This window comes from Streptomyces aureoversilis (genome assembly GCF_042657885.1).
Taxonomy (GTDB): domain Bacteria; phylum Actinomycetota; class Actinomycetes; order Streptomycetales; family Streptomycetaceae; genus Streptomyces; species Streptomyces aureoversilis.
Window position 1 is genome coordinate 196,776 of the sequence record NZ_JBHSKJ010000006.1, and the last position, 18,141, is coordinate 214,916.

Annotated in this window: 16 protein-coding genes; 8 read left to right on the plus strand and 8 right to left on the minus strand. The window is 72.9% G+C overall.

The annotated features are described in order from the left end of the window. Positions 1–38 precede the first annotated feature (38 nt). Positions 39–3,212: an FAD-binding and (Fe-S)-binding domain-containing protein gene (locus ACFPP6_RS12890; RefSeq protein WP_382040556.1), complete on the minus strand. Its 3,174-nt coding sequence runs from the start codon at positions 3,210–3,212 to the stop codon at positions 39–41. A gap of 92 nt (positions 3,213–3,304) precedes the next feature. Here ACFPP6_RS12890 and serC point away from each other — a divergent pair, with 92 nt between their 5' ends. After that, entirely contained in the window at positions 3,305–4,423 is a 1,119-nt protein-coding gene (serC, locus tag ACFPP6_RS12895; RefSeq protein ID WP_382040559.1) for a phosphoserine transaminase, read from the plus strand. Between the two features lie 66 nt (positions 4,424–4,489). Here serC and ACFPP6_RS12900 read toward each other — a convergent pair whose 3' ends face one another. After that, complete coding sequence (locus tag ACFPP6_RS12900; protein ID WP_382040561.1) at positions 4,490–5,521, minus strand: hypothetical protein; 1,032 nt, start codon at positions 5,519–5,521, stop codon at positions 4,490–4,492. A gap of 328 nt (positions 5,522–5,849) precedes the next feature. Between ACFPP6_RS12900 and ACFPP6_RS12905 the strand changes: the two genes are divergently transcribed. The 3 genes from ACFPP6_RS12905 to ACFPP6_RS12915 all read left to right on the plus strand — a co-directional run bounded on the left by ACFPP6_RS12905 (position 5,850) and on the right by ACFPP6_RS12915 (position 8,317). Next, entirely contained in the window at positions 5,850–6,161 is a 312-nt protein-coding gene (locus ACFPP6_RS12905; RefSeq protein ID WP_245700532.1) for a hypothetical protein, read from the plus strand. Between the two features lie 278 nt (positions 6,162–6,439). After that, entirely contained in the window at positions 6,440–7,129 is a 690-nt protein-coding gene (locus ACFPP6_RS12910) for a GDSL-type esterase/lipase family protein (protein ID WP_382040564.1), read from the plus strand. A 192-nt stretch (positions 7,130–7,321) separates the two neighbouring features. Continuing rightward, positions 7,322–8,317 carry an aldo/keto reductase gene (locus ACFPP6_RS12915; RefSeq protein ID WP_382040567.1) on the plus strand — a complete coding sequence of 332 codons (996 nt, stop codon included), beginning with the start codon at positions 7,322–7,324 and terminating at the stop codon, positions 8,315–8,317. Between the two features lie 173 nt (positions 8,318–8,490). On the opposite strand, the gene ACFPP6_RS12920 is transcribed toward ACFPP6_RS12915, so the two are convergent. The 4 genes from ACFPP6_RS12920 to ACFPP6_RS12935 form a co-directional block, all read right to left on the minus strand. Beyond that, the gene (locus ACFPP6_RS12920) at positions 8,491–8,640 is read right to left on the minus strand and encodes a hypothetical protein (protein ID WP_382040570.1); all 150 of its coding nucleotides are present in this window, start codon (positions 8,638–8,640) and stop codon (positions 8,491–8,493) included. Positions 8,641–8,648: 8 nt separating this feature from the next. Then, on the minus strand, positions 8,649–9,212 hold the full coding sequence (gene thpR, locus ACFPP6_RS12925) for an RNA 2',3'-cyclic phosphodiesterase (RefSeq protein WP_382040573.1): 564 nt from the start codon (positions 9,210–9,212) through the stop codon (positions 8,649–8,651). An 84-nt stretch (positions 9,213–9,296) separates the two neighbouring features. Then, entirely contained in the window at positions 9,297–10,694 is a 1,398-nt protein-coding gene (locus ACFPP6_RS12930; protein ID WP_382040576.1) for an MFS transporter, read from the minus strand. A gap of 27 nt (positions 10,695–10,721) precedes the next feature. Further along, a complete protein-coding gene (locus tag ACFPP6_RS12935; RefSeq protein ID WP_168090691.1) occupies positions 10,722–11,159 on the minus strand; it encodes a MarR family winged helix-turn-helix transcriptional regulator in 438 nt (145 codons plus the stop codon). Between the two features lie 359 nt (positions 11,160–11,518). Between ACFPP6_RS12935 and ACFPP6_RS12940 the strand changes: the two genes are divergently transcribed. From ACFPP6_RS12940 to ACFPP6_RS12950, 3 genes are all read left to right on the plus strand, one after another. Then, on the plus strand, positions 11,519–12,280 hold the full coding sequence (locus ACFPP6_RS12940; protein ID WP_382040579.1) for a ferritin-like domain-containing protein: 762 nt from the start codon (positions 11,519–11,521) through the stop codon (positions 12,278–12,280). Positions 12,281–12,473: 193 nt separating this feature from the next. Then, the gene (locus tag ACFPP6_RS12945; protein ID WP_382041013.1) at positions 12,474–13,211 is read left to right on the plus strand and encodes a VC0807 family protein; all 738 of its coding nucleotides are present in this window, start codon (positions 12,474–12,476) and stop codon (positions 13,209–13,211) included. A 21-nt stretch (positions 13,212–13,232) separates the two neighbouring features. Further along, positions 13,233–13,424: a DUF1059 domain-containing protein gene (locus ACFPP6_RS12950; RefSeq protein WP_382040581.1), complete on the plus strand. Its 192-nt coding sequence runs from the start codon at positions 13,233–13,235 to the stop codon at positions 13,422–13,424. A gap of 42 nt (positions 13,425–13,466) precedes the next feature. Here the strand turns inward: ACFPP6_RS12950 and ACFPP6_RS12955 are convergent, their stop codons facing one another. After that, complete coding sequence (locus ACFPP6_RS12955; protein WP_382040584.1) at positions 13,467–15,866, minus strand: HAD-IC family P-type ATPase; 2,400 nt, start codon at positions 15,864–15,866, stop codon at positions 13,467–13,469. Between the two features lie 133 nt (positions 15,867–15,999). Further along, the gene (locus ACFPP6_RS12960; protein ID WP_382040586.1) at positions 16,000–16,275 is read right to left on the minus strand and encodes a DUF2530 domain-containing protein; all 276 of its coding nucleotides are present in this window, start codon (positions 16,273–16,275) and stop codon (positions 16,000–16,002) included. A gap of 303 nt (positions 16,276–16,578) precedes the next feature. On the opposite strand from ACFPP6_RS12960, the gene ACFPP6_RS12965 reads away from it, so the two are divergent. After that, complete coding sequence (locus ACFPP6_RS12965) at positions 16,579–18,051, plus strand: NCS2 family permease (protein WP_382040588.1); 1,473 nt, start codon at positions 16,579–16,581, stop codon at positions 18,049–18,051. The last annotated feature ends 90 nt before the right edge of the window (positions 18,052–18,141 follow it).

An 18,141-nucleotide genomic window follows, 5' to 3' on the forward strand; every position in this document is an offset into this window, starting at 1 on the left:
CGGGAAAACAATCAAGCGTGCTTGCCTTTATTTTTCGGTCAGTTGTGCGGGTGACCGGCGGCGAGGGCCTCGGCGATCACCTCGGCCAAGTGGCGGGCGCGCGCGCCTTCGCCGCCCGCGAGCTGGGCGATCTGCGTACGGCAGGAGAACCCGTCGGCCAGGACCTCCACCTTCGCGCCCCGCCCGGCGGCCTGCCGCAGAGCGGGCAGCAACTGCTCCTCCGCGCACGCCACGGACACCTCGTAATGGCCCGCTTCGAACCCGAAGTTCCCGGCCAGGCCGCAGCATCCGCCGCTCAGCGCACCCACCAGGCCGGCGCGCTCGCGGAGGCGGCGCTCGGCGGCGTCGCCGAGGACCGCGTGCTGATGGCAGTGGGTCTGACCGGCCACGGGGCGGTCCAGGCGGGGCGGCCGCCAGTGCGGGGCGAGCTCTTCGAGGGCCTGGGCGAACGTACGGACGGACGCCGCGAGTTGCTGCGCCAGTGGATCGCCGGGAAGCAGCTCGGTGAGATCCGTACGGAGCGAGGCGGCGCAACTGGGCTCCAGCACGGCGACGGGCAGACCGGCGGCGAGCGCCGGGGCCATGAGGTCGAGGGTGCGGCGCATCTCCTTGCGGGCGCGGTCGAGTTGACCGGTGGAGACCCAGGTGAGCCCGCAGCAGGGTGCCTTCGGCGGGACGGCGATACGGAGACCGGCGCTCTCCAGGACCGTCGCGGCGGCGCGGGCGACCTCCGGGGAGAGGAAGTTGGTGAACGTGTCGGGCCAGAGCACGAGGTCCGCGCCTGCGGCGGGCCTTTCGCCCCGCCCACCCACCCGTTGCCCGGAGCCGGAGCCGGAGCCGGGGCCGGGGCCGGGGCCGGGGCCGGGGCCGGGGCCAGAACCGGAGCCAGAACCGGAGCCCGTAGCGGTGCCTGCGGCCCGGGCGCCGCCCGTGCCGAGGCCAGCAGCCGGCAGCTCACCAGCCGAAGGCACTCGCTGACCGGCATCCCCGTCGGCCGGGCCGTCGCTCGGGCCACCACCCAACCCGCCGCCCCGCACGTCCCCCCGCCCCCGCCACCACCGCACGAACGGCTCCCCCGCGAGCCGCGGAAGATCCCGTTCCCGGGTGAGCCCGGCGAGGCGCTTCGCTGCCGCGGCGGCCGGCCCGATGCCCGTCAGCCGGTTGACCGTCCCGGCCGCCCGGAGCGTCGCCACCGCCCGGAGCCACACCGGCAGCCACCCCATGGCGTAGTGGGCGGCGGGCCGCAGCCGGCCCGCGTAGTGGTGGTGGAGGAACTCCGCCTTGTACGTGGCCATGTCGACGCCCACCGGGCAGTCGCTGCGGCATCCCTTGCACGCCAGGCACAGGTCGAGCGCCTCGCGGACCTCCTCCGAGCGCCACCCGTCCGTGACGACCTCGCCCGCCAGCATCTCGTGCAGCAGGCGGGCCCGGCCGCGCGTGGAGTGCTGTTCCTCGCCCGTCACCCGATAGGAGGGGCACATCACGCCCGCCGCGCCCGGAACGACCTCCGTCTCGCGGCACTTGGCGACGCCGACGCACCTCCGCACGGCCCCCGCGAAGTCCCCGCCGCCCTCGCCGTCCCCGGGGTAGGCGAAGACGACCGGCACCGGACGGCCGGGGAGCACGTCGAAGCGGAGGTTCTCGTCCAGCTTGCGGGGGCGGGCGAGGATGCCGGGGTTGAGGCCGCCGTCCGGGTCCCAGACGTCCTTGAAGCGTTCGAAGAGGCGGACGACCTCGGGCCCGTACATCTTCGGCAGGAGTTCCGCCCGCGCCTGCCCGTCGCCGTGCTCGCCGGACAGCGATCCGCCGTGCGAGACGACCAGTTCGGCGGCGTCGCCGGAGAAGTCGCGGAAGCGCCGCACGCCGTCCGGGCGGGTCAGGTCGAAGTCGATGCGCACGTGGATGCAGCCGTCGCCGAAGTGGCCGTAGGGCGCACCGTGCAGCCCGTAGCGGCGCAGGAGGGCGCGGAAGTCGCGCAGGTAGGCCCCGAGCCGGGCGGGCGGGACCGCGCAGTCCTCCCAGCCGGGCCACGCCTCGGTGCCGTCGGGCAGGCGGGTGGCGGTGCCGGCGGCGTCGTCGCGGACGCGCCACAGGGCGCGCTGCCCGGCGGCGTCCGCGACGACCGTGCAGCCGGTGGCGGCGGGGGCGGCGGCCCGGGCGATCTCCTCGGCGCGCGCCCGGGCCTCGGCGGCCGTGTCGCCGCCGGTTTCGACGAAGAGCCAGGCCGCTCCCCGGGGCAGTCCGGCCGCCGCGGCGGGGCCGACCAGGTCGGCGGCCATGCCCTCGACCGTCAACGGGCGGTGCGGCAGCAGCAGATGGGCGGCGTCGGCGGCGTCGCTCTCGTCGGCGTACCCCAGCACCGCCAGTACGCGCGCCCGCGGCGCCTCGACCAGCCGTACGACGGCCTCCGTCAGCACCCCGAGCGTGCCCTCGCTGCCGGTGAAGGCGCGGGCCACGTCGGTGCGCCGTTCCGGAAGCAGGGCGTCCAGCGCGTAGCCGGAGATCCGCCGCGGGAGGTCGGGGAACCCGGTGCGCAGCAGCGCCAGTTCGCCCCCGACCAGGCCGCGCAGGCCCGCGGCGAGCCGCGGCGGCAGGCCGTCGTACCCGCGGGCGAGCCGCGCCCGCTCGCCGCCGTACGTCAGCACGTCCAGTTCGTGGACGTTGTCGGCGGTCGTCCCCCAGGCCACGGAGTGCGCGCCGCACGCGTTGTTGCCGATCATGCCGCCGAGCGTGCACCGGCCGTGCGTGGACGGGTCGGGGCCGAACGTCAGCCCGTGCGCGCCCGCCGCGGAGCGGAGCGCGTCGAGGACGACGCCCGGCTGGACGACGGCCGTACGGGCCTCCGGGTCGATCGTCGTGATCGCGTTCATGTGGCGGGTGAAGTCCAGCACCACCCCCGTGCCCGTCGCCTGCCCGGCGATCGAGGTGCCCCCGCCGCGGGCGACGACCGGCACGCCGTGCCCGCGGCAGACGGCGAGGGCGGCCGCGACGTCGCCGGCGTCGCGCGGGGCCACGACACCGAGGGGCACGCGGCGGTAGTTCGAGGCGTCCATGGTCATCAGGGCGCGGGCGGCGGCGTCGAAGCGGACCTCGCCCCGCACGGCCTTGCGGAGGGCGGCCTTCAGCTCGCCGTGCAGCTCTTCATCCAGCCGTTCATTCGACTGCTCGTTCGGCCCTTCGTGGTCAGCATCACTTTCCACAAGATCAGCCATACCCCCCATAGTGCCCCGGAGCCCCCGGTTCCACCGTCTCACCGAACGGACGTTTTACTGATCGGGAACACCGCACGCACTAGGCTGCCTGCGTGGCTGATATCCAGATTCCCGCTGACATCAAGCCCGCCGACGGTCGCTTCGGCGCGGGCCCGTCCAAGGTGCGTACGGAAGCGCTCGCCGCGCTGGCTGCCACCGGAACCTCTCTGCTCGGCACGTCCCACCGCCAGGCCCCGGTCAAGAACCTGGTCGGCCAGGTGCGCGACGGCGTGCGCGAACTCTTCTCCCTGCCCGAGGGCTACGAGGTGATCCTGGGCAACGGCGGCTCCACCGCCTTCTGGGACGTCGCGACGCACGGCCTGATCGAGACCAGGTCGCAGCACCTCACCTTCGGCGAGTTCTCCTCCAAGTTCGCCAAGGCCGCGAAGCTCGCGCCGTGGCTGGAGGAGCCGACCGTCATCTCCTCCGAGCCCGGCACGCACCCGGAGCCGAAGGCGGAGGCGGGCGTCGACGCCTACGCCTTCACCCACAACGAGACCTCCACCGGCGTAGCCGCGCCCCTCAAGCGCGTCGAGGGCGCCGACGAGGGCGCGCTCGTCCTGGTGGACGCCACGTCCGGCGCGGGCGGCCTGCCCGTCGACATCGCCGAGACCGACGTCTACTACTTCGCCCCGCAGAAGTCCTTCGCCTCCGACGGGGGCCTGTGGCTCGCCGTCTTCTCGCCCGCGGCCCTGGAGCGGGCGGCGCGCGTGCACGCCTCCGGGCGGCACATCCCCGAGTTCTTCTCGCTGCCGACCGCGATCGACAACTCCCTGAAGAACCAGACGTACAACACCCCCGCCCTCTCCACCCTCTTCCTGCTCGACCAGCAGCTGAAGTGGATCAACGGCCAGGGGGGCCTGGACTGGGCGGTGCGCCGCACCGCGACCTCGGCCCGCACGCTGTACGGCTGGGCCGAGGCCTCCGAGCACGCGGCGCCGTTCGTGACCGACCCGGCCAAGCGGTCGGCCGTCATCGGCACGATCGACTTCTCCGAGGACGTGGACGCGGCGGCCGTCGCCAAGGTCCTGCGCGCCAACGGCATCGTGGACACCGAGCCGTACCGCAAGCTGGGCCGCAACCAGCTGCGCGTCGCGATGTTCCCGGCGATCGACCCGGCGGACGTGGCGGCCCTGACGGCCTGCGTCGACTACGTGATCGAACGCCTCTGACGAGGAGGGGCCGCCCGCTCAGGGGGCGGCCCCGTCACACGCCTTTCCCCCTCCCGCCCACCCGCCTCACCGGCGCCGGAGCACCCTCCGCACCCCCAGCACGAGGACCGCCGCCACGGCGAGCGTGCCCGCGCCGAGAGCGATGGTGCGGGTCCGGTCGTCGCCGTCGCCACCGTCCGAGCCGCCGCGGGAGGCGCCGCCGGCCTTCGCGTCGTCCCGCTGCTTCGCCGCCGTGTCCGGCAGGAGGTCGCCCTGCAGGGCGACCGGTTGCACGGAACTGCGCTTGCCCTCCGTCCCGTACATGAGGGTCCGGCCGTCCGGGGCGAAGGTGACCGACTCCCCCTGGCGCTGCAGCGGCACGCTCGGGCGGCCGATCTCCTCGGGGCGGCCGTCGCGCCAGCGGTACTCGATCGCGTCGAAGTAGCCGCGGACGACGAGCCGGGTGCCGTCCGGGGAGAAGGCGCCGTCCGTGGCCCACGTGTCGATGTCCGCGGTCTTCCGGAAGACGTTGACGCCGGACGCGGACAGCTTCTCCGGGGCCGCGTACAGGGCGCCCGGGCCCGAGCGCTTCTTGCTGACGATGTACACGCGCCCGGTCTTCGGATGCACCATCAGCGACTCGGCGTCGCGCGGGCCGTCCTCGTAGCGGACGGTGTAGCGGGTGGGGGTGACGGTGGTGTCCTTGAGGGTCTTCGGCTCGGCGAAGCGGTAGATCCGCACTTCCTTCCAGCGCCCGCCGAAGTTGTCCCCGATGTCGCCCACGTAGAGGGAGCCGTCCGGGCCGAGGGAGATGGCCTCGACGTCGCGGGGCTCGACCCCGGCGAGGGTGACGGTGGCGACGGTGCGGCCGGTGCGGCTGTCCACGGCGTAGACGTACGGGCCGTCGTCGCTGTCGTTGTGCGTCCAGTACACGCCGGGGTGGCTGCGGCTGGCCGCCAGTCCGCTGGACTCCCTGATCCGCGGGTCCTCGATGGTGAAGGTTACGGCGCCGGCGGCGGTCTGCTGCGCGGCGTCGTCGCCGTCGGCCAGGGCCGGGCCGGCGGGCAGCACGGCGAGCGCGGCGGCGGCGAGGGCGGCGAGGATCGGGCGTGGACGCATGGCTCCAAGCCTGCCATCCGGCCGCGCGCCGCGGGGTCGGGCGCCACCGACGCGGTCGCGGCAGGCGCGGTACTGGGCGGCCCCGCCGCGGCGCCGGTGCGACCGGCGCGCGCCACCCGCCCGGAACGCGACACCTCCGCTTTCCCGCGCGCCGCCCTGATCTGCGCCCCGTCCCCGACACCTCTGCAAACAGGGTGAATATTCGCCAGACCCGCGGCCGAAAAGCGCCAACCAATAGGAACTCATTGGCGAATTACCGCACTGTCGTTCGCGCGATCTCCCGTTAGGTTCTCGTTCGAACGGCAATCAGTTCCAGGGAGGGAAGTCAATGAAGCGCATCAAGCGCCGCCTGGCCTACGCCGCCGTGGGTTCGATCATGGCGGCCGGTACCAGCCTGGTGGGGGCCTCGGCCGCTTCGGCAGCACCGGCGCCGCACGTCTCGTCCTGCGACAGCTACAGGAACAACGGGACCGTGTGGACGGCCAACTGCCGCGTCGACTACGGCCAGTCCCAGTCGTGGACCCGGTGTTCCGACGGCACCTACCTGTACGGCTCCTGGGTGGGCAAGGGCTACTGGATCTTCAGAGGCGACTGCTCCGGCCACGGCCGGGTCGTGAGCTACGGCCACACGGACCGCTGACCCGGCGCGAGCCGGTGACGTGACACCCTGACGGTTTCCGCCCCGCCCGGTATTCGGCGGGGCGGATTCCGCCTTCCCGTCTTCCCGCCTTCCCACTCTCGCGCCCTCCCGCCCTCCGGCCCGCACTGCCGCTTTTTGTTTTATGCAAAAAATAATTCACTTTGATTTGCCGGAGAAAAGCCCTGCTCAGGCGACGCGGCGACCTCGCTCGCCCCCCACTCGCCCCTCACTCGCCCCTCATGTGCCCCAGCCGCCCCACGATCCGCGATGATGTACCCATGCGGATCATGTTCGTCGGCGACTCGATGACCATCGGTAGCGCCGGTGACCACACATGGCGCTACCGCATGTGGCAGCACCTCAACGCGACCCACGGCGGCCCGTACAAGATCGTCGGCCCGCGCCGCGAGCTGTACGACCCGGCCGCCGACGCGCCCGTCTCCCACGCCTACGGCGCACCCGACTTCCCCGAGCGCGCCCGCGCGCACCTCGCCGGCTGGGGCGAGGGCTGGCTGCACATGGCCCCGCTCGTCGGCGACGCCGTACGGGCCGGCCGCGCCGACACCCTCCTCGTCTCGCTCGGCCTCATAGACCTGGGGTTCTACACGGACGCCGGGCAGACGGCCGAGAACGTGCACCGCTTCGTCACGGAGGCGCGGGAGGCCAACCCGCGGATCCGGGCGGTGCTGCTGCCCGTCATCCGCAACGTCCGCGCCCTGGGCGACCCGGCGTTCGCCGACGAGTGCGAGCGCTTCAACGAGCTGCTCGGCAAGGCCGTCGCCGAGCTCGGCACGCCCGGCTCGCCACTGCTCCTGGCCTCCCGCCCGGAGGGCTGGGACATCGACCGCGACACCTACGACGGCACGCACCCCAACGCGGCCGGCGAACACCTGCTGGCCGCCGCCTTCGCCGACGCGATGCACCAGGCGTGGGGCGTGGGCGCGCCGTACATCCCGGCGCAGGACTGACACCCCGGCACCCGGCTTCTCCGCACCGCCTGACGCGCTGCCCGACGCGCTCCGGGCGCGCTGCCCGACGCGCTGCCGAGCCTGCTGCCTGGCGCGCTGCCGGACGGGCGCGCCGTCCGTCGCCGGCGGGACACGCCGTCCGAGGCCCGCCCTCTTGATTGGAGTGCACTCCAGGGCGTTGGCTGGTCCGCTATGGAGTACACGCAGCTCGGACGCACGGGACTCAAGGTCAGCCGGATCGTCCTCGGGACGATGAACTTCGGCCCCCAGACGGACGAGGCCGACAGCCACGCCATCATGGACGCCGCGCTCGACGCGGGCGTCAACTTCTTCGACACCGCCAACGTCTACGGCTGGGGCGACGACAAGGGCCGCACCGAGGAGATCATCGGCACCTGGTTCGCCAAGGGCGGCGGCCGCCGCGAGAAGGTCGTCATCGGCACGAAGGTGTTCGGCAACATGGGCGCGGACGGCGCCGACTGGCCGAACCACGACCGCCTGTCCGCCGTCAACATCCGCCGCGCCGTCGAGGGCAGCCTCCGGAGGCTGCAGACGGACCACATCGACCTCTACCAGTTCCACCACGTGGACCGGGCCACGCCGTGGGAGGAGATCTGGCAGGCGGTCGACGTCCTCGTCCAGCAGGGCAAGATCGTCTACGCGGGCTCCTCCAACCACGCCGGCTGGCACATCGCCCAGGCCAACGAGACCGCGCGGCGCCGCGGCTCGCTCGGGCTGGTCAGCGAGCAGTGCCTGTACAACCTCGCCGAGCGGCGCGCCGAGATGGAGGTCGTCCCGGCCGCGCAGGCGTACGGGCTCGGGGTGATCCCCTGGTCGCCGCTGCACGGCGGGCTGCTCGGCGGCGTGATCCGCAAGGAGCGGGAGGGCGGCAGCGCCCGCGCCGCGTCCGGCCGCTCCGCGGACGCGCTCGCCAGCACCAAGGTCCGCGAGCAGGTGCAGGCCTACGAGAACCTGCTCGACAAGCACGGGCTGGCACCCGGCGAAGTGGCCCTCGCCTGGCTGCTCACCCGCCCGGGCGTGACCGGCCCGATCGTCGGCCCGCGCACGGCCGACCAGCTCGCGTCCGCCCTGCGCGCGGCCGAGCTGGAGCTGTCCGGCGAGCTGCTCGCCCAGCTGGACGAGATCTTCCCGGGCCCGGGCCCGTCGCCGGAGGCGTTCGCCTGGTAGGGCCAGGACCGCGGTCAGCACGCGGTCAGCACGTTCAGGGCCGGGCAGGCGCGGAGTCGTGGCGTCGGCCCGGCCCGGCCCGGCCTGGCCTGGCCCCTGGGAAGCCGCCGCGCCGGCGTGAACCCTGGAGACCTCTGCCGGCTGCTGGAAGCCTTCGCGCCCGGCTTACGGCGTCACTTCACCGCGGCCACCACGGCGACGACGACGAGCATCGCGGCGAGCGCGGCGGTCATGATGCGGTTTCTGGTCTTCGGGTCCACGCACCGAGCGTAACGGGCGGCGGGCAGTGGCCCGGCCCTCGGGGCTCTCCTGCCTGCTGCCACCCGCCCGGCTACCCGCCCAGCTCCCAGGCGGCCACCGTCTCGTAACGAGGACGCTCCCCGGGAACGCCGCCACCCGGAAGCCGGCTCCGCATGAGCTCCAGCCGGGCCACGGTCCAGGGCGTGCCGCTGAAGCCGGCGAGGCCCTCGGCGTACGGCCGGAGGTTCACCGGGCCCGCGGCGCGGGCGAGGGTGAGGTGGGGCCGGAAGTCGTGCGTGGTGTCGACGGCGACGCCCGCCCGGCGCGCCCCGGCCGCGGCCGAGCGCGCCAGGTCGCGCAGGATCGTCCGCTCGCCGTCGGCCCCGACCCACAGCACCCGGTCCCCGAACCGCCCGCCGCCGGCGAAGCGCAGTTCGTGCGGCGGGTGGCGGTGGGCGGCGCGCCCCAGCCGCTCGGTGAGCTCCGGCAGCAGCTCCGGGTCGACCTCGCCGAGGAAGGCGAGCGTGAAGTGCCAGCCGGACGGTTCGGTCCAGCGCAGCCGCTCCGCACCGGGCAGCCCGCGCAGGGACGCGGTGGCGTCCGTCAGCTCGACGACGGCCGCCTCGGGCGGCAGGACAGCGGCGAAGAGTCGCATGGAACCAGTCTCCCCTTTGGGCAGGGGTTTACGGATCGGGCGCCCGGCGGTTGTTCGGACGGGCCGGGCGCCTCCTGCCGGCGACTACGCCGCCGTCGCCAGCCCCTCCGCCGGTGCCGGCTCGCGCGGGACGAAGGCCACGTGCGGGTGGCCGCGCCGCAGGTCGATCTTCAGGCGCAGGCCGCCGACCCGGGCCAGGGCCAGGCCCACCCCGGCCGCCGCGAGCGTGGCGACCGCGCCACCGGCGAGGAAGCCCACGCGGGCGCCGTAGACGTCGGTCACCCAGCCGACCAGCGGGGCGCCGAGGGGCGTGCCGCCCATGAACACCATCATGAACAGGCTCATGACACGCCCGCGCATCGCGGGATCCGTGGCCAGCTGCAGGCTGGAGTTGGCGGTCACGTTGATCGTGAGGCCGAACATCCCGATCGGCGCGAGGAGCGCCGCGAAGACCCAGAACGAGGGCGCGAGCGCTGCCGTGATCTCCAGCAGGCCGAAGAGCAGGGCGGCGCCGACGAGGAGCCGCAGCCGCGAGCTGCCCCGGCGCGCGGCGAGCAGGGCGCCCACCAGGGAGCCGGCCGCCATCAGGGTGTTGAGCAGGCCGTAGGTGCCGGCGCCGCCGTGGAAGACGTCGTTGACGAAGGCCGTGAGCCAGATCGGGAAGTTGAAGCCGAAGGTGCCGATGAAGCCGACGAGGACGATCGGCCAGACGAGGTCCGGCCGCCCGGCCACGTAGCGCAGGCCCTCCCTGAGCTGGCCCTTGCCGCGCGGCGCGCGGTCGACCTTGTGGAGCTCGGAGGTGCGCATCAGCAGCAGCCCGGCGACGGGCGCGACGAAGGACAGGCCGTTGAGGAGGAACGCCCAGCCGCTGCCCACGGCGGTGATCAGCACACCGGCGACGGCGGGGCCGACCAGGCGCGCGGACTGGAAGTTGGCGGAGTTGAGGCTGACGGCGTTGCGCAGGTCGGCGGGGCCGACCATCTCCACGACGAAGGCCTGGCGGGCGGGGTTGTCGACCACGGTGACGAGGCCGAGCGCGAACGCGGTCAGGTACACGTGCCAGACCTGCACGTGCCCGGAGAGGGTGAGGACGGCGAGCGCGAGGCCGGTGACGCCCATGGCCGCCTGGGTGGCGACGAGCAGCCTGCGCTTGGGGTAGCGGTCGGCGATGACGCCGCCGTAGAGCCCGAGGAAGAGCATGGGCAGGAACTGCAGGGCCGTGGTGATGCCGACGGCGGCGGACGAGCCGGTGAGGCTGAGGACCAGCCAGTCCTGGGCGATGCGCTGCATCCAGGTGCCGGTGTTGGAGACGACCTGGCCGGTGGCGAAGAGGCGGTAGTTGCGGATTCTGAGGGAACTGAAGGTGCCGCCCTTGCGCCCCGCACTCGTCGTCGGGCCGGGCTTGTTCAGGGCGGCGCTGTGCATGGCGTCGTCGTGGCTGTTCGGTGCGGGTGCGGAGTCTGCTCCGTGTCCCGTACTCAAAGTGGGTTCGCCTCCTCCTGGCGCGTATTACAGGTGCGCGAGTTTCTCGAGGACGGGCGCGGCGGCGCGCAGCGTCGCCCACTCGTCCTCGTCGAGCCGGCCCACGAGCTCGGTGAGCCAGACGTTCCGCTTGCGGCGGCTCTCTTCGAGCATGGCCTCGGCCCGCTCGGTCTGGGTGACCACCTTCTGGCGGCGGTCCTCGGGGTGCGGCTCCAGCCGGACCAGGCCCTTGGCTTCGAGCAGGGCGACGATGCGGGTCATCGACGGGGGCTGCACGTGCTCCTTGCGGGCGAGCTCGCCCGGCGTGGCGCTGCCACAGCCGGCGAGGGTGCCCAGCACCGACATCTCCGTGGGGCTGAGCGATTCGTCGACCCGCTGGTGCTTGAGCCGACGCGACAGGCGCATGACACCGGAGCGCAGGGAGTTCACTGCTGCGGTATCGACTTGGGGGTCCCGGTCCGACATGTTCTTTAGCTTAACTCATTACCCGGACTAAATAAAGCCGGTTTACCAGGGCGCCCGGTGGCACCGCCCGTAGCACCGGAAGCACGGCGGGGAAGCGCGGCGACCCCCTCCTGCCCCCTTGCATGCGCGGGGGCAAACCGTATGATCACCGGACTATCACGGCGAATCATCGGGGGAACGCCATGAGTACACGCACGAGCACGCACATCTCTGCCGACACGGCCGCAGACGCAGCCACCGACACAGCCGCAGGCATAGCCGCAGAGGCAGCCGCAGGCGCAGACGCAGACATAGCCGCAGACAGGAACACGACCGCAGACCCGGGCGCGGTTGCGCCGCCGGCCGGCTTCGCCGACTGGGTGCAGCACTTCACCGACGAAGCCGAACGGCGGCGGCGGACCGGCGACCCCGACTGGACGCAGGACGTCCGCCTGCCCCGCGCCGTCCGCAGCAGCCTCCAGCGCTTCCAGGTCGGCGAGAGCGGGGACGGCGCGAACCTGATCGGCAAGGCGGACCGGGCGGGCGACCCCGACTACGCCGCCGCCGTCCGCCTCTTCGTCGCCGAGGAGCAGAACCACGCGCGCCTGCTCGCCCGGCTCCTCGCCGCCGACGGCGCACCGCTCCTCGACGGCCACTGGAGCGATGCGATCTTCGTCCGGGTCCGGCGGCTGTTCGGGCTGCGCCTGGAACTGATGGTCCTCACGATCGCCGAACTCGTCGCCGTCCCCTACTACCGGGCCGTCCGCGACGGCGTCGGGCAGGCACTGCCGTCCGAGGTCGCGGCCCGCATCCTGGCCGACGAACAGCGCCACATCCCCTTCCACTGCCTGCGCCTGCGCCGGTCGGTGGGCACCCTGCCCCGGCCGCTGCGCCGCCCCGCGATGGCCGGCTGGCGGGTGCTGCTCGGCGGCGCCGCCGCCTTCGTCGCCGTGGACCACGGGGCGGCGCTGCGGCGGCTCGGGGTGCGGCGGGGGCGGTTCGTCGCCCAGGTGACGGGGCTGGCGGACGCGGTCGTGGCGGACGTCCTCGGCACGGGCCCCGGGCGTACGGGCGGGGGACGTACGCCCGGGGACCGTACGGACGAGGGCCACCGGCCCCTGCCCGTCATGTCCGGCCGCTGACAAAAGTCATGGCCAGTCGTGGATCAACGGCACTGCCGGAGGCACCGGGCCGACCGCGAAGGTAGGCGTACGCCCGGAAGCCGCACGGCTTACGGGGCACACACCGCAGACCCGGGGGCCTCCGACCATGAGCAACACGCCCGTCACCGCACCGTCGACAACCGCCGCACCGTCAGCGACCGGCGCCCGGTCGATGACTGACGCGTCATCAACGACGGCCGTCCCGCGGGGGCGGGCGCTCTGGGAGAGCTTCGCGCCGCTGGTGGTGGACGCCGTCCTGCCGATGGCCGCGTACTACACGCTCAGCAAGGGGTTCGGCATGGGCACGGTCGCGGCCCTGGGCTGGAGCAGCGCGCTGCCCGCCGTGCGGACGGTCTGGGGCCTGGTGAAGGACCGCCGGCTCAACGGGCTCGCCGCGCTCATCCTCGTCGTCAACATCGTGGGGCTGCTGCTCAGCACGGTCAGCGGGGACGCCCGGCTGATGCTGGCCAAGGACAGCGCCGTGAGCAGCGTCGTCGGTCTCGTCGTGCTGGTCTCCGCGTTCGGGCGGCGGCCTCTGATGACCACCGGGCTCAAGCCGTGGGTGGTCAAGGGCGACCCCGTGCGGCTGGCCGCCTGGGACCGGCTGTCGGCCGGCGACGCGCGGTTCCGGCGCACCGAGCGGACGTTCTCCCTCGTGTGGGGGACGGCGCTGCTGGCCGAGTGCGTCGCCAGGGTCGTGGGCGCGTACACCCTGCCGGTCGACACGATGGTGTGGCTGGGGAACGTGATCCTGGGCGTCGCGATCGTCGCCGGGATGCTGGTCGGCGGCGGGCTGGCCGCCGACCCGATGGAGAAGATGGTCGACGCGGAGGTCCGGGAGGGCGCGGGGCTCGCGAAGGGCGTGGAGACGGCCGCCCCCACCGCCTACGCTGGAAGTGCGGCCCAGTGAACGAACACCCGGGAGGCCGTCATGACCAGGAAAGTCGCCGACTGCAGCCGGTCGCCCAGCGAGACGGACTGCTCGCTGACCCTCACCGGTGAGGAGGACGAGGTCATCCGCGCCGCGAGCGAGCACGCCTTCTCCGTGCACAAGCACCAGGACAGCGCCGCGTTCCGCGAGCAGATCCGCGAAATCCTGGAGGACGAGAAGGCCAGCGCCTGAGGAGACGCTTTTCCCCCGTCCTTCCCCGCCCGCACTCGTGGCTCACGCGGGGAAGCGCCGGTCCACCCAGCGCCACGCCAGCTCCAGCGCCCCGGCCGCCGTCGCCGCGATGGCGACGGCCGCCCAGGGCATGGTCGTGCCCACGAGCTTCAGTGCGAAGAAGTGCTGCAGCCAGGGCGTGACGAGCACGACGAGGAAGCCCGCGCCCATGGCCAGGACGAGGCCGATCCGCCACCACGTGTACGGGCGCGCGATGATCGCGAGCACCCACAGGGAGATCAGGAAGAGCGTCAGCGTCGCCGCGCTGGTCTCCGCGTCGAGGGCGCCCGGGCCCGCGTAGTGGTGCCGCGCCAGCAGGTACGCGGCGAAGGTCGCGGCCGCCGCGATGATCCCGGCCGGGATGGCGTACCGCATCACCCGGCGCACGAAGTGGGGCTTCGCGCGCTCCTTGTTCGGCGCGAGGGCCAGGAAGAAGGCGGGCACGCCGATGGTGAGCGTGGAGAGCAGCGTCAGGTGGCGCGGCAGGAACGGATACGGCACCTGCCAGCAGACCACGAGGATCGCCAGCAGCACCGAGTAGACGGTCTTCGTCAGGAACAGCGTCGCCACGCGCGTGATGTTGCCGATGACGCGGCGGCCCTCCGCCACCACCGACGGCAGCGTGGCGAAGCTGTTGTTCAGCAGCACGATCTGGGCGACGGCCCGGGTCGCCTCGGAGCCCGAACCCATCGAGACGCCGATGTCCGCGTCCTTCAGCGCGAGGACGTCGTTGACGCCGTCGCCCGTCATCGCGACCGTGTGCCCCCGGGCCTGCAGCGCGCCGACCATGTCCCGCTTCTGCTGCGGGGTGACGCGCCCGAAGACCGCGCTCCGGTCCAGGGCGGCGCCCATCTCCTCCCGGCCGGCGGGCAGCCGCCGCGCGTCGACCGGCCCCTTGGCCCCGGTCAGGCCCAGCTTGGCGGCGACGGCCCCGACGGAGACCGCGTTGTCGCCCGAGATGACCTTGGCGGAGACGTTCTGCTCGGCGAAGTAGCGCAGGGTGTCGCCCGCGTCCGGGCGCAGCCGCTGCTCCAGGACGACCAGCCCCGTGGGCCGGACGCCGTCGGTGACGCGCGGGTCGTCCAGCTCGCGCGCGGCCCGGGCGAGCAGCAGTACCCGCAGCCCCCGGGCGTTGAGCTCCTCGACCTGGGCGAGCGCCGTGGCCTCCGGGGCCAGCAGCACGTCGGGCGCGCCGAGCAGCCACGTGCCGCTCTCGCCGTCGGGGGTGCTCAGCGCGGCGCCGCTGTACTTCCGGGCGGAGGAGAAGGGCAGCGACTCGGTGCAGCGCCAGCGCGCCGGCGCCGGATAGGCGTCGATGATCGCCTGGAGGCTGGCGTTGGGCCGGGGGTCGGCCTCGCCGAGGGCGCCGAGCACCTGGCGCACGTAGGCCTCGTCCGTCTTCTCCCCCACCGCGCCGTCCAGCAGGTGCAGCTCGCTGACGTCCATGCCGCCCTCGGTGAGCGTGCCCGTCTTGTCCAGGCAGACGACGTCGACGCGGGCCAGGCCCTCGATCGCGGGCAGCTCCTGCACCAGGCACTGCTTGCGCCCCAGCCGGATCACACCGATCGCGAAGGCCACGGAGGTGAGCAGCACCAGCCCCTCGGGAACCATGGGCACGATCCCCGCGACCATCCGCCGGACCGCTTCCCTCCAGTCGTGGTCCTGGACGATCCACTGGCTGATGATCAGGCCGACGGCCGTCGGGATCATCATCCACGTCACGTACTTGAGGATCCGGCTGATGCCGGTGCGCAGCTCGGAGTGGACGAGCGTGAAGCGGGACGCCTCCTCGGCGAGCTGGGCCGCGTAGGCCTCGCGCCCGACCTTGGTGGCGGTGAAGGCGCCGCCGCCCGCCACGACGAAGGACCCGGACATGACGGGGTCCCCGGTCCGCTTGAGCACCGGGTCGGCCTCACCGGTCAGCAGCGACTCGTCGATCTCCAGCCCGTCCGCCTCCAGGACCCGGCCGTCCACGACGCACTTGTCGCCCGGACCGAGCTCGATCACGTCGTCGAGGACGATCTCCCCCGTCGGGATCGCACAGGGCGCGCCGTCGCGGCGCACGGTCGGCTTCGCCTCGCCGATGACGGCGAGCGAGTCGAGGGTCTTCTTGGCCCGCAGCTCCTGGATGATGCCGATCGCGGTGTTGGCGACGATCACGAAGCCGAAGAGGCCGTCCTGGATCGGGCCCACGACCAGGATGATCAGGAAGAGGACGCCGATGATGGCGTTGAACCGGGTCAGGACGTTGGCCCGGACGATCTCCGTGGTGGAGCGCGAGGAGCGGACGGGTACGTCGTTGACCTCGCCCCGGGCCACTCTCTCGGCGACCTCGGGCGCGCTCAGGCCCGGGTGCGGCGCCGGCAGGTGTTCCTCGGTCGCGGTCTGCGCCGGATCGCTCATGGATCCGACGGTACGGGGGCGCTGGGCGCCGTGCCTTTCGAACGGCGGGATGGCGTACGACCCGAACGGCCCGCAGCCGGGGAATCAGCCACAGCGGCGGAGCCCGCGGGCCTTCCCGGGCAGGCCCCTGTGCCTAGCGGGTCGTGCTTCCCGCCTCTTCGCGGCGATCGGCGGCGCGGCGGATCGCCGCGTCCCGCTTGCGGACGTACCAGATGCCGATCAGGCCGAGCCCGCCGCCGGCCAGGCACGTCCACACCCACCACAGGTGACCGTGGTCCCGGAACCAGCCGTAGAAGGGGATCTGGACGAGGAAGAGGACGAACCAGATGACGGTGCCGCCGGTGATGGTGGCGACGACGTTGCCCTCCAGGGGCTCCGGCGCTTCGTGCCTGGGTGTCCACTTCGTCATGGGCGCAAGCGTAGTCCGTGGGGGGGCGGAGGGCTTGCGCGAGCCCCGGCGGGGCCCCGCGCGAGCGCGGCGCGAGCCCCGGTGGAGCGCTGTACGAGCGTGGCGGCGGTGTGCGCCCGGGCGCGGGCCCCTTGGCGCATAAGGGTCTACGCGCGGAGATAGCAATCGCGAGCTTGTTTATTCATACTGAATCGAACGGAAAATGACTGGCTGGTTTCGTTTGATCATACAGTTCATGATCCATTCGCGTGTCCCCCCGCCGCCTACGTCCCCCCGCGCAGGCCCATCCGACTGAGGTCCCGTATGCCCACCTCGGCCACTTCCCCGGTCGACGCCCAGCAGCCGTCCACGCCGCCGTCCCAGCCCAAGGGCGCCCTCGACCGGTACTTCCGGATCACCGAGCGCGGCTCCTCCGTCTCCCGGGAGCTCCGCGGCGGCCTGGCCACCTTCTTTGCGATGGCCTACATCGTCGTCCTGAACCCGATCATCCTCGGGGCCGGCCAGGACAAGTTCGGCCACCAGCTGGACAACGCCCAGCTGGTCACGGCCACCGCCCTGATGGCCGGTCTCAGCACCGTCCTCATGGGCGTCATCGGCAACGTCCCGATCGCCTGCGCCGCCGGCCTCGGCATCAACGCCGTCGTCTCGCTCCAGCTCGCCCCCAAGATGAGCTGGCCTGACGCGATGGGCATGGTCGTGCTGGCCGGCCTGGTGCTGATGGTGCTCGTCGCCTCCGGGCTGCGGCAGCGCGTCATGGACGCCATCCCGGGCGGGCTGCGGCGCGCCATCGCGATCGGCATCGGCCTGTTCATCTCGCTGATCGGCCTGGTCGACTCCGGCTTCGTCACCCGCAACCCGGACGCCGCCCACACCACCGTGCCCCTCGGCCTCGGCCAGGGCGGCCAGCTGCAGGGCTGGCCCGTGCTGGTCTTCGTCGCCGGCCTCGCCCTGACGTTCATCCTCGTCGTGCGGAAGACGCGCGGCGCGATCCTCATCGGCATCGTCGCCATGACGCTCGTCGCCATCCTGATCAACTCGCTCGCCAAGATCCCGGGCACGAGCTGGGGCCTGTCCGTCCCCCAGGTGCCGGACAAGATCGTGGGCGCCCCCGACTTCGGCCTCATCGGTGACATCAGCCTCTTCGGCGGCTTCCAGGAGGTCGGGCTGCTGACCGGCTGCCTGTTCGTCTTCACCGTGCTGCTCTCGGGCTTCTTCGACGCAATGGGCACGATCATCGGCGTCGGCGAGGAGGCCGGGCTCACCGACGAGAACGGCCAGCTGCCCAACATGGGCAAGATCCTCATGGTCGACGGCGTCGCCGTCGCCGCCGGCGGCCTGGGTTCGGCCTCGGCCAACACCTGCTTCGTGGAGTCCACGGCGGGCGTCGGCGAAGGCGCCCGCACCGGCCTCGCCAACCTGATGACCGGCGGCCTCTTCCTCCTCGCCCTGGTCTTCACCCCGCTCGCCACGGTCGTCCCGTCGCAGGCCGCCACGCCCGCACTGCTCGTCGTCGGCTTCCTGATCATGGCGGCCAACGTCAAGGAGATCGACTGGAGCGACTTCACCATCGCGGTGCCGGCGTTCCTGACGATCATCGCGATGCCGTTCACGTACTCGATCACCAACGGCATCGGGATCGGCGTCCTCGCCTTCATCCTGCTGCGGATCGCCGACCGGCGGGGCCGCGAGGTCCCGTGGCTGCTCAACGTGGTCGGGCTCTGCTTCCTCGTGTACTTCTTCCTCGACCCGATCGAGCAGATGCTGGGCGTGAAGTAACGGCCCCGCGGCCTTCCGCCCTCGCTCCGCCCCCGGTGGCCCCTGCCACCGGGGGCTTCGCGTTCCCCGCCTTCTCTGCTCTCCGCCCGG

Coding starts and splice junctions, on each gene's coding strand:
- ACFPP6_RS12890 (WP_382040556.1), bottom strand. CDS start 3,212: ATGGCTGATCTTGTGGAAAGTGATGCTGACCACGAAGGGCCGAACGAG.
- ACFPP6_RS12900 (WP_382040561.1), bottom strand. CDS start 5,521: ATGCGTCCACGCCCGATCCTCGCCGCCCTCGCCGCCGCCGCGCTCGCC.
- ACFPP6_RS12905 (WP_245700532.1), top strand. CDS start 5,850: ATGAAGCGCATCAAGCGCCGCCTGGCCTACGCCGCCGTGGGTTCGATC.
- ACFPP6_RS12910 (WP_382040564.1), top strand. CDS start 6,440: ATGCGGATCATGTTCGTCGGCGACTCGATGACCATCGGTAGCGCCGGT.
- ACFPP6_RS12915 (WP_382040567.1), top strand. CDS start 7,322: ATGGAGTACACGCAGCTCGGACGCACGGGACTCAAGGTCAGCCGGATC.
- thpR (WP_382040573.1), bottom strand. CDS start 9,212: ATGCGACTCTTCGCCGCTGTCCTGCCGCCCGAGGCGGCCGTCGTCGAG.
- ACFPP6_RS12935 (WP_168090691.1), bottom strand. CDS start 11,159: ATGTCGGACCGGGACCCCCAAGTCGATACCGCAGCAGTGAACTCCCTG.
- ACFPP6_RS12945 (WP_382041013.1), top strand. CDS start 12,474: ATGACTGACGCGTCATCAACGACGGCCGTCCCGCGGGGGCGGGCGCTC.
- ACFPP6_RS12950 (WP_382040581.1), top strand. CDS start 13,233: ATGACCAGGAAAGTCGCCGACTGCAGCCGGTCGCCCAGCGAGACGGAC.
- ACFPP6_RS12955 (WP_382040584.1), bottom strand. CDS start 15,866: ATGAGCGATCCGGCGCAGACCGCGACCGAGGAACACCTGCCGGCGCCG.
- ACFPP6_RS12960 (WP_382040586.1), bottom strand. CDS start 16,275: ATGACGAAGTGGACACCCAGGCACGAAGCGCCGGAGCCCCTGGAGGGC.
- ACFPP6_RS12965 (WP_382040588.1), top strand. CDS start 16,579: ATGCCCACCTCGGCCACTTCCCCGGTCGACGCCCAGCAGCCGTCCACG.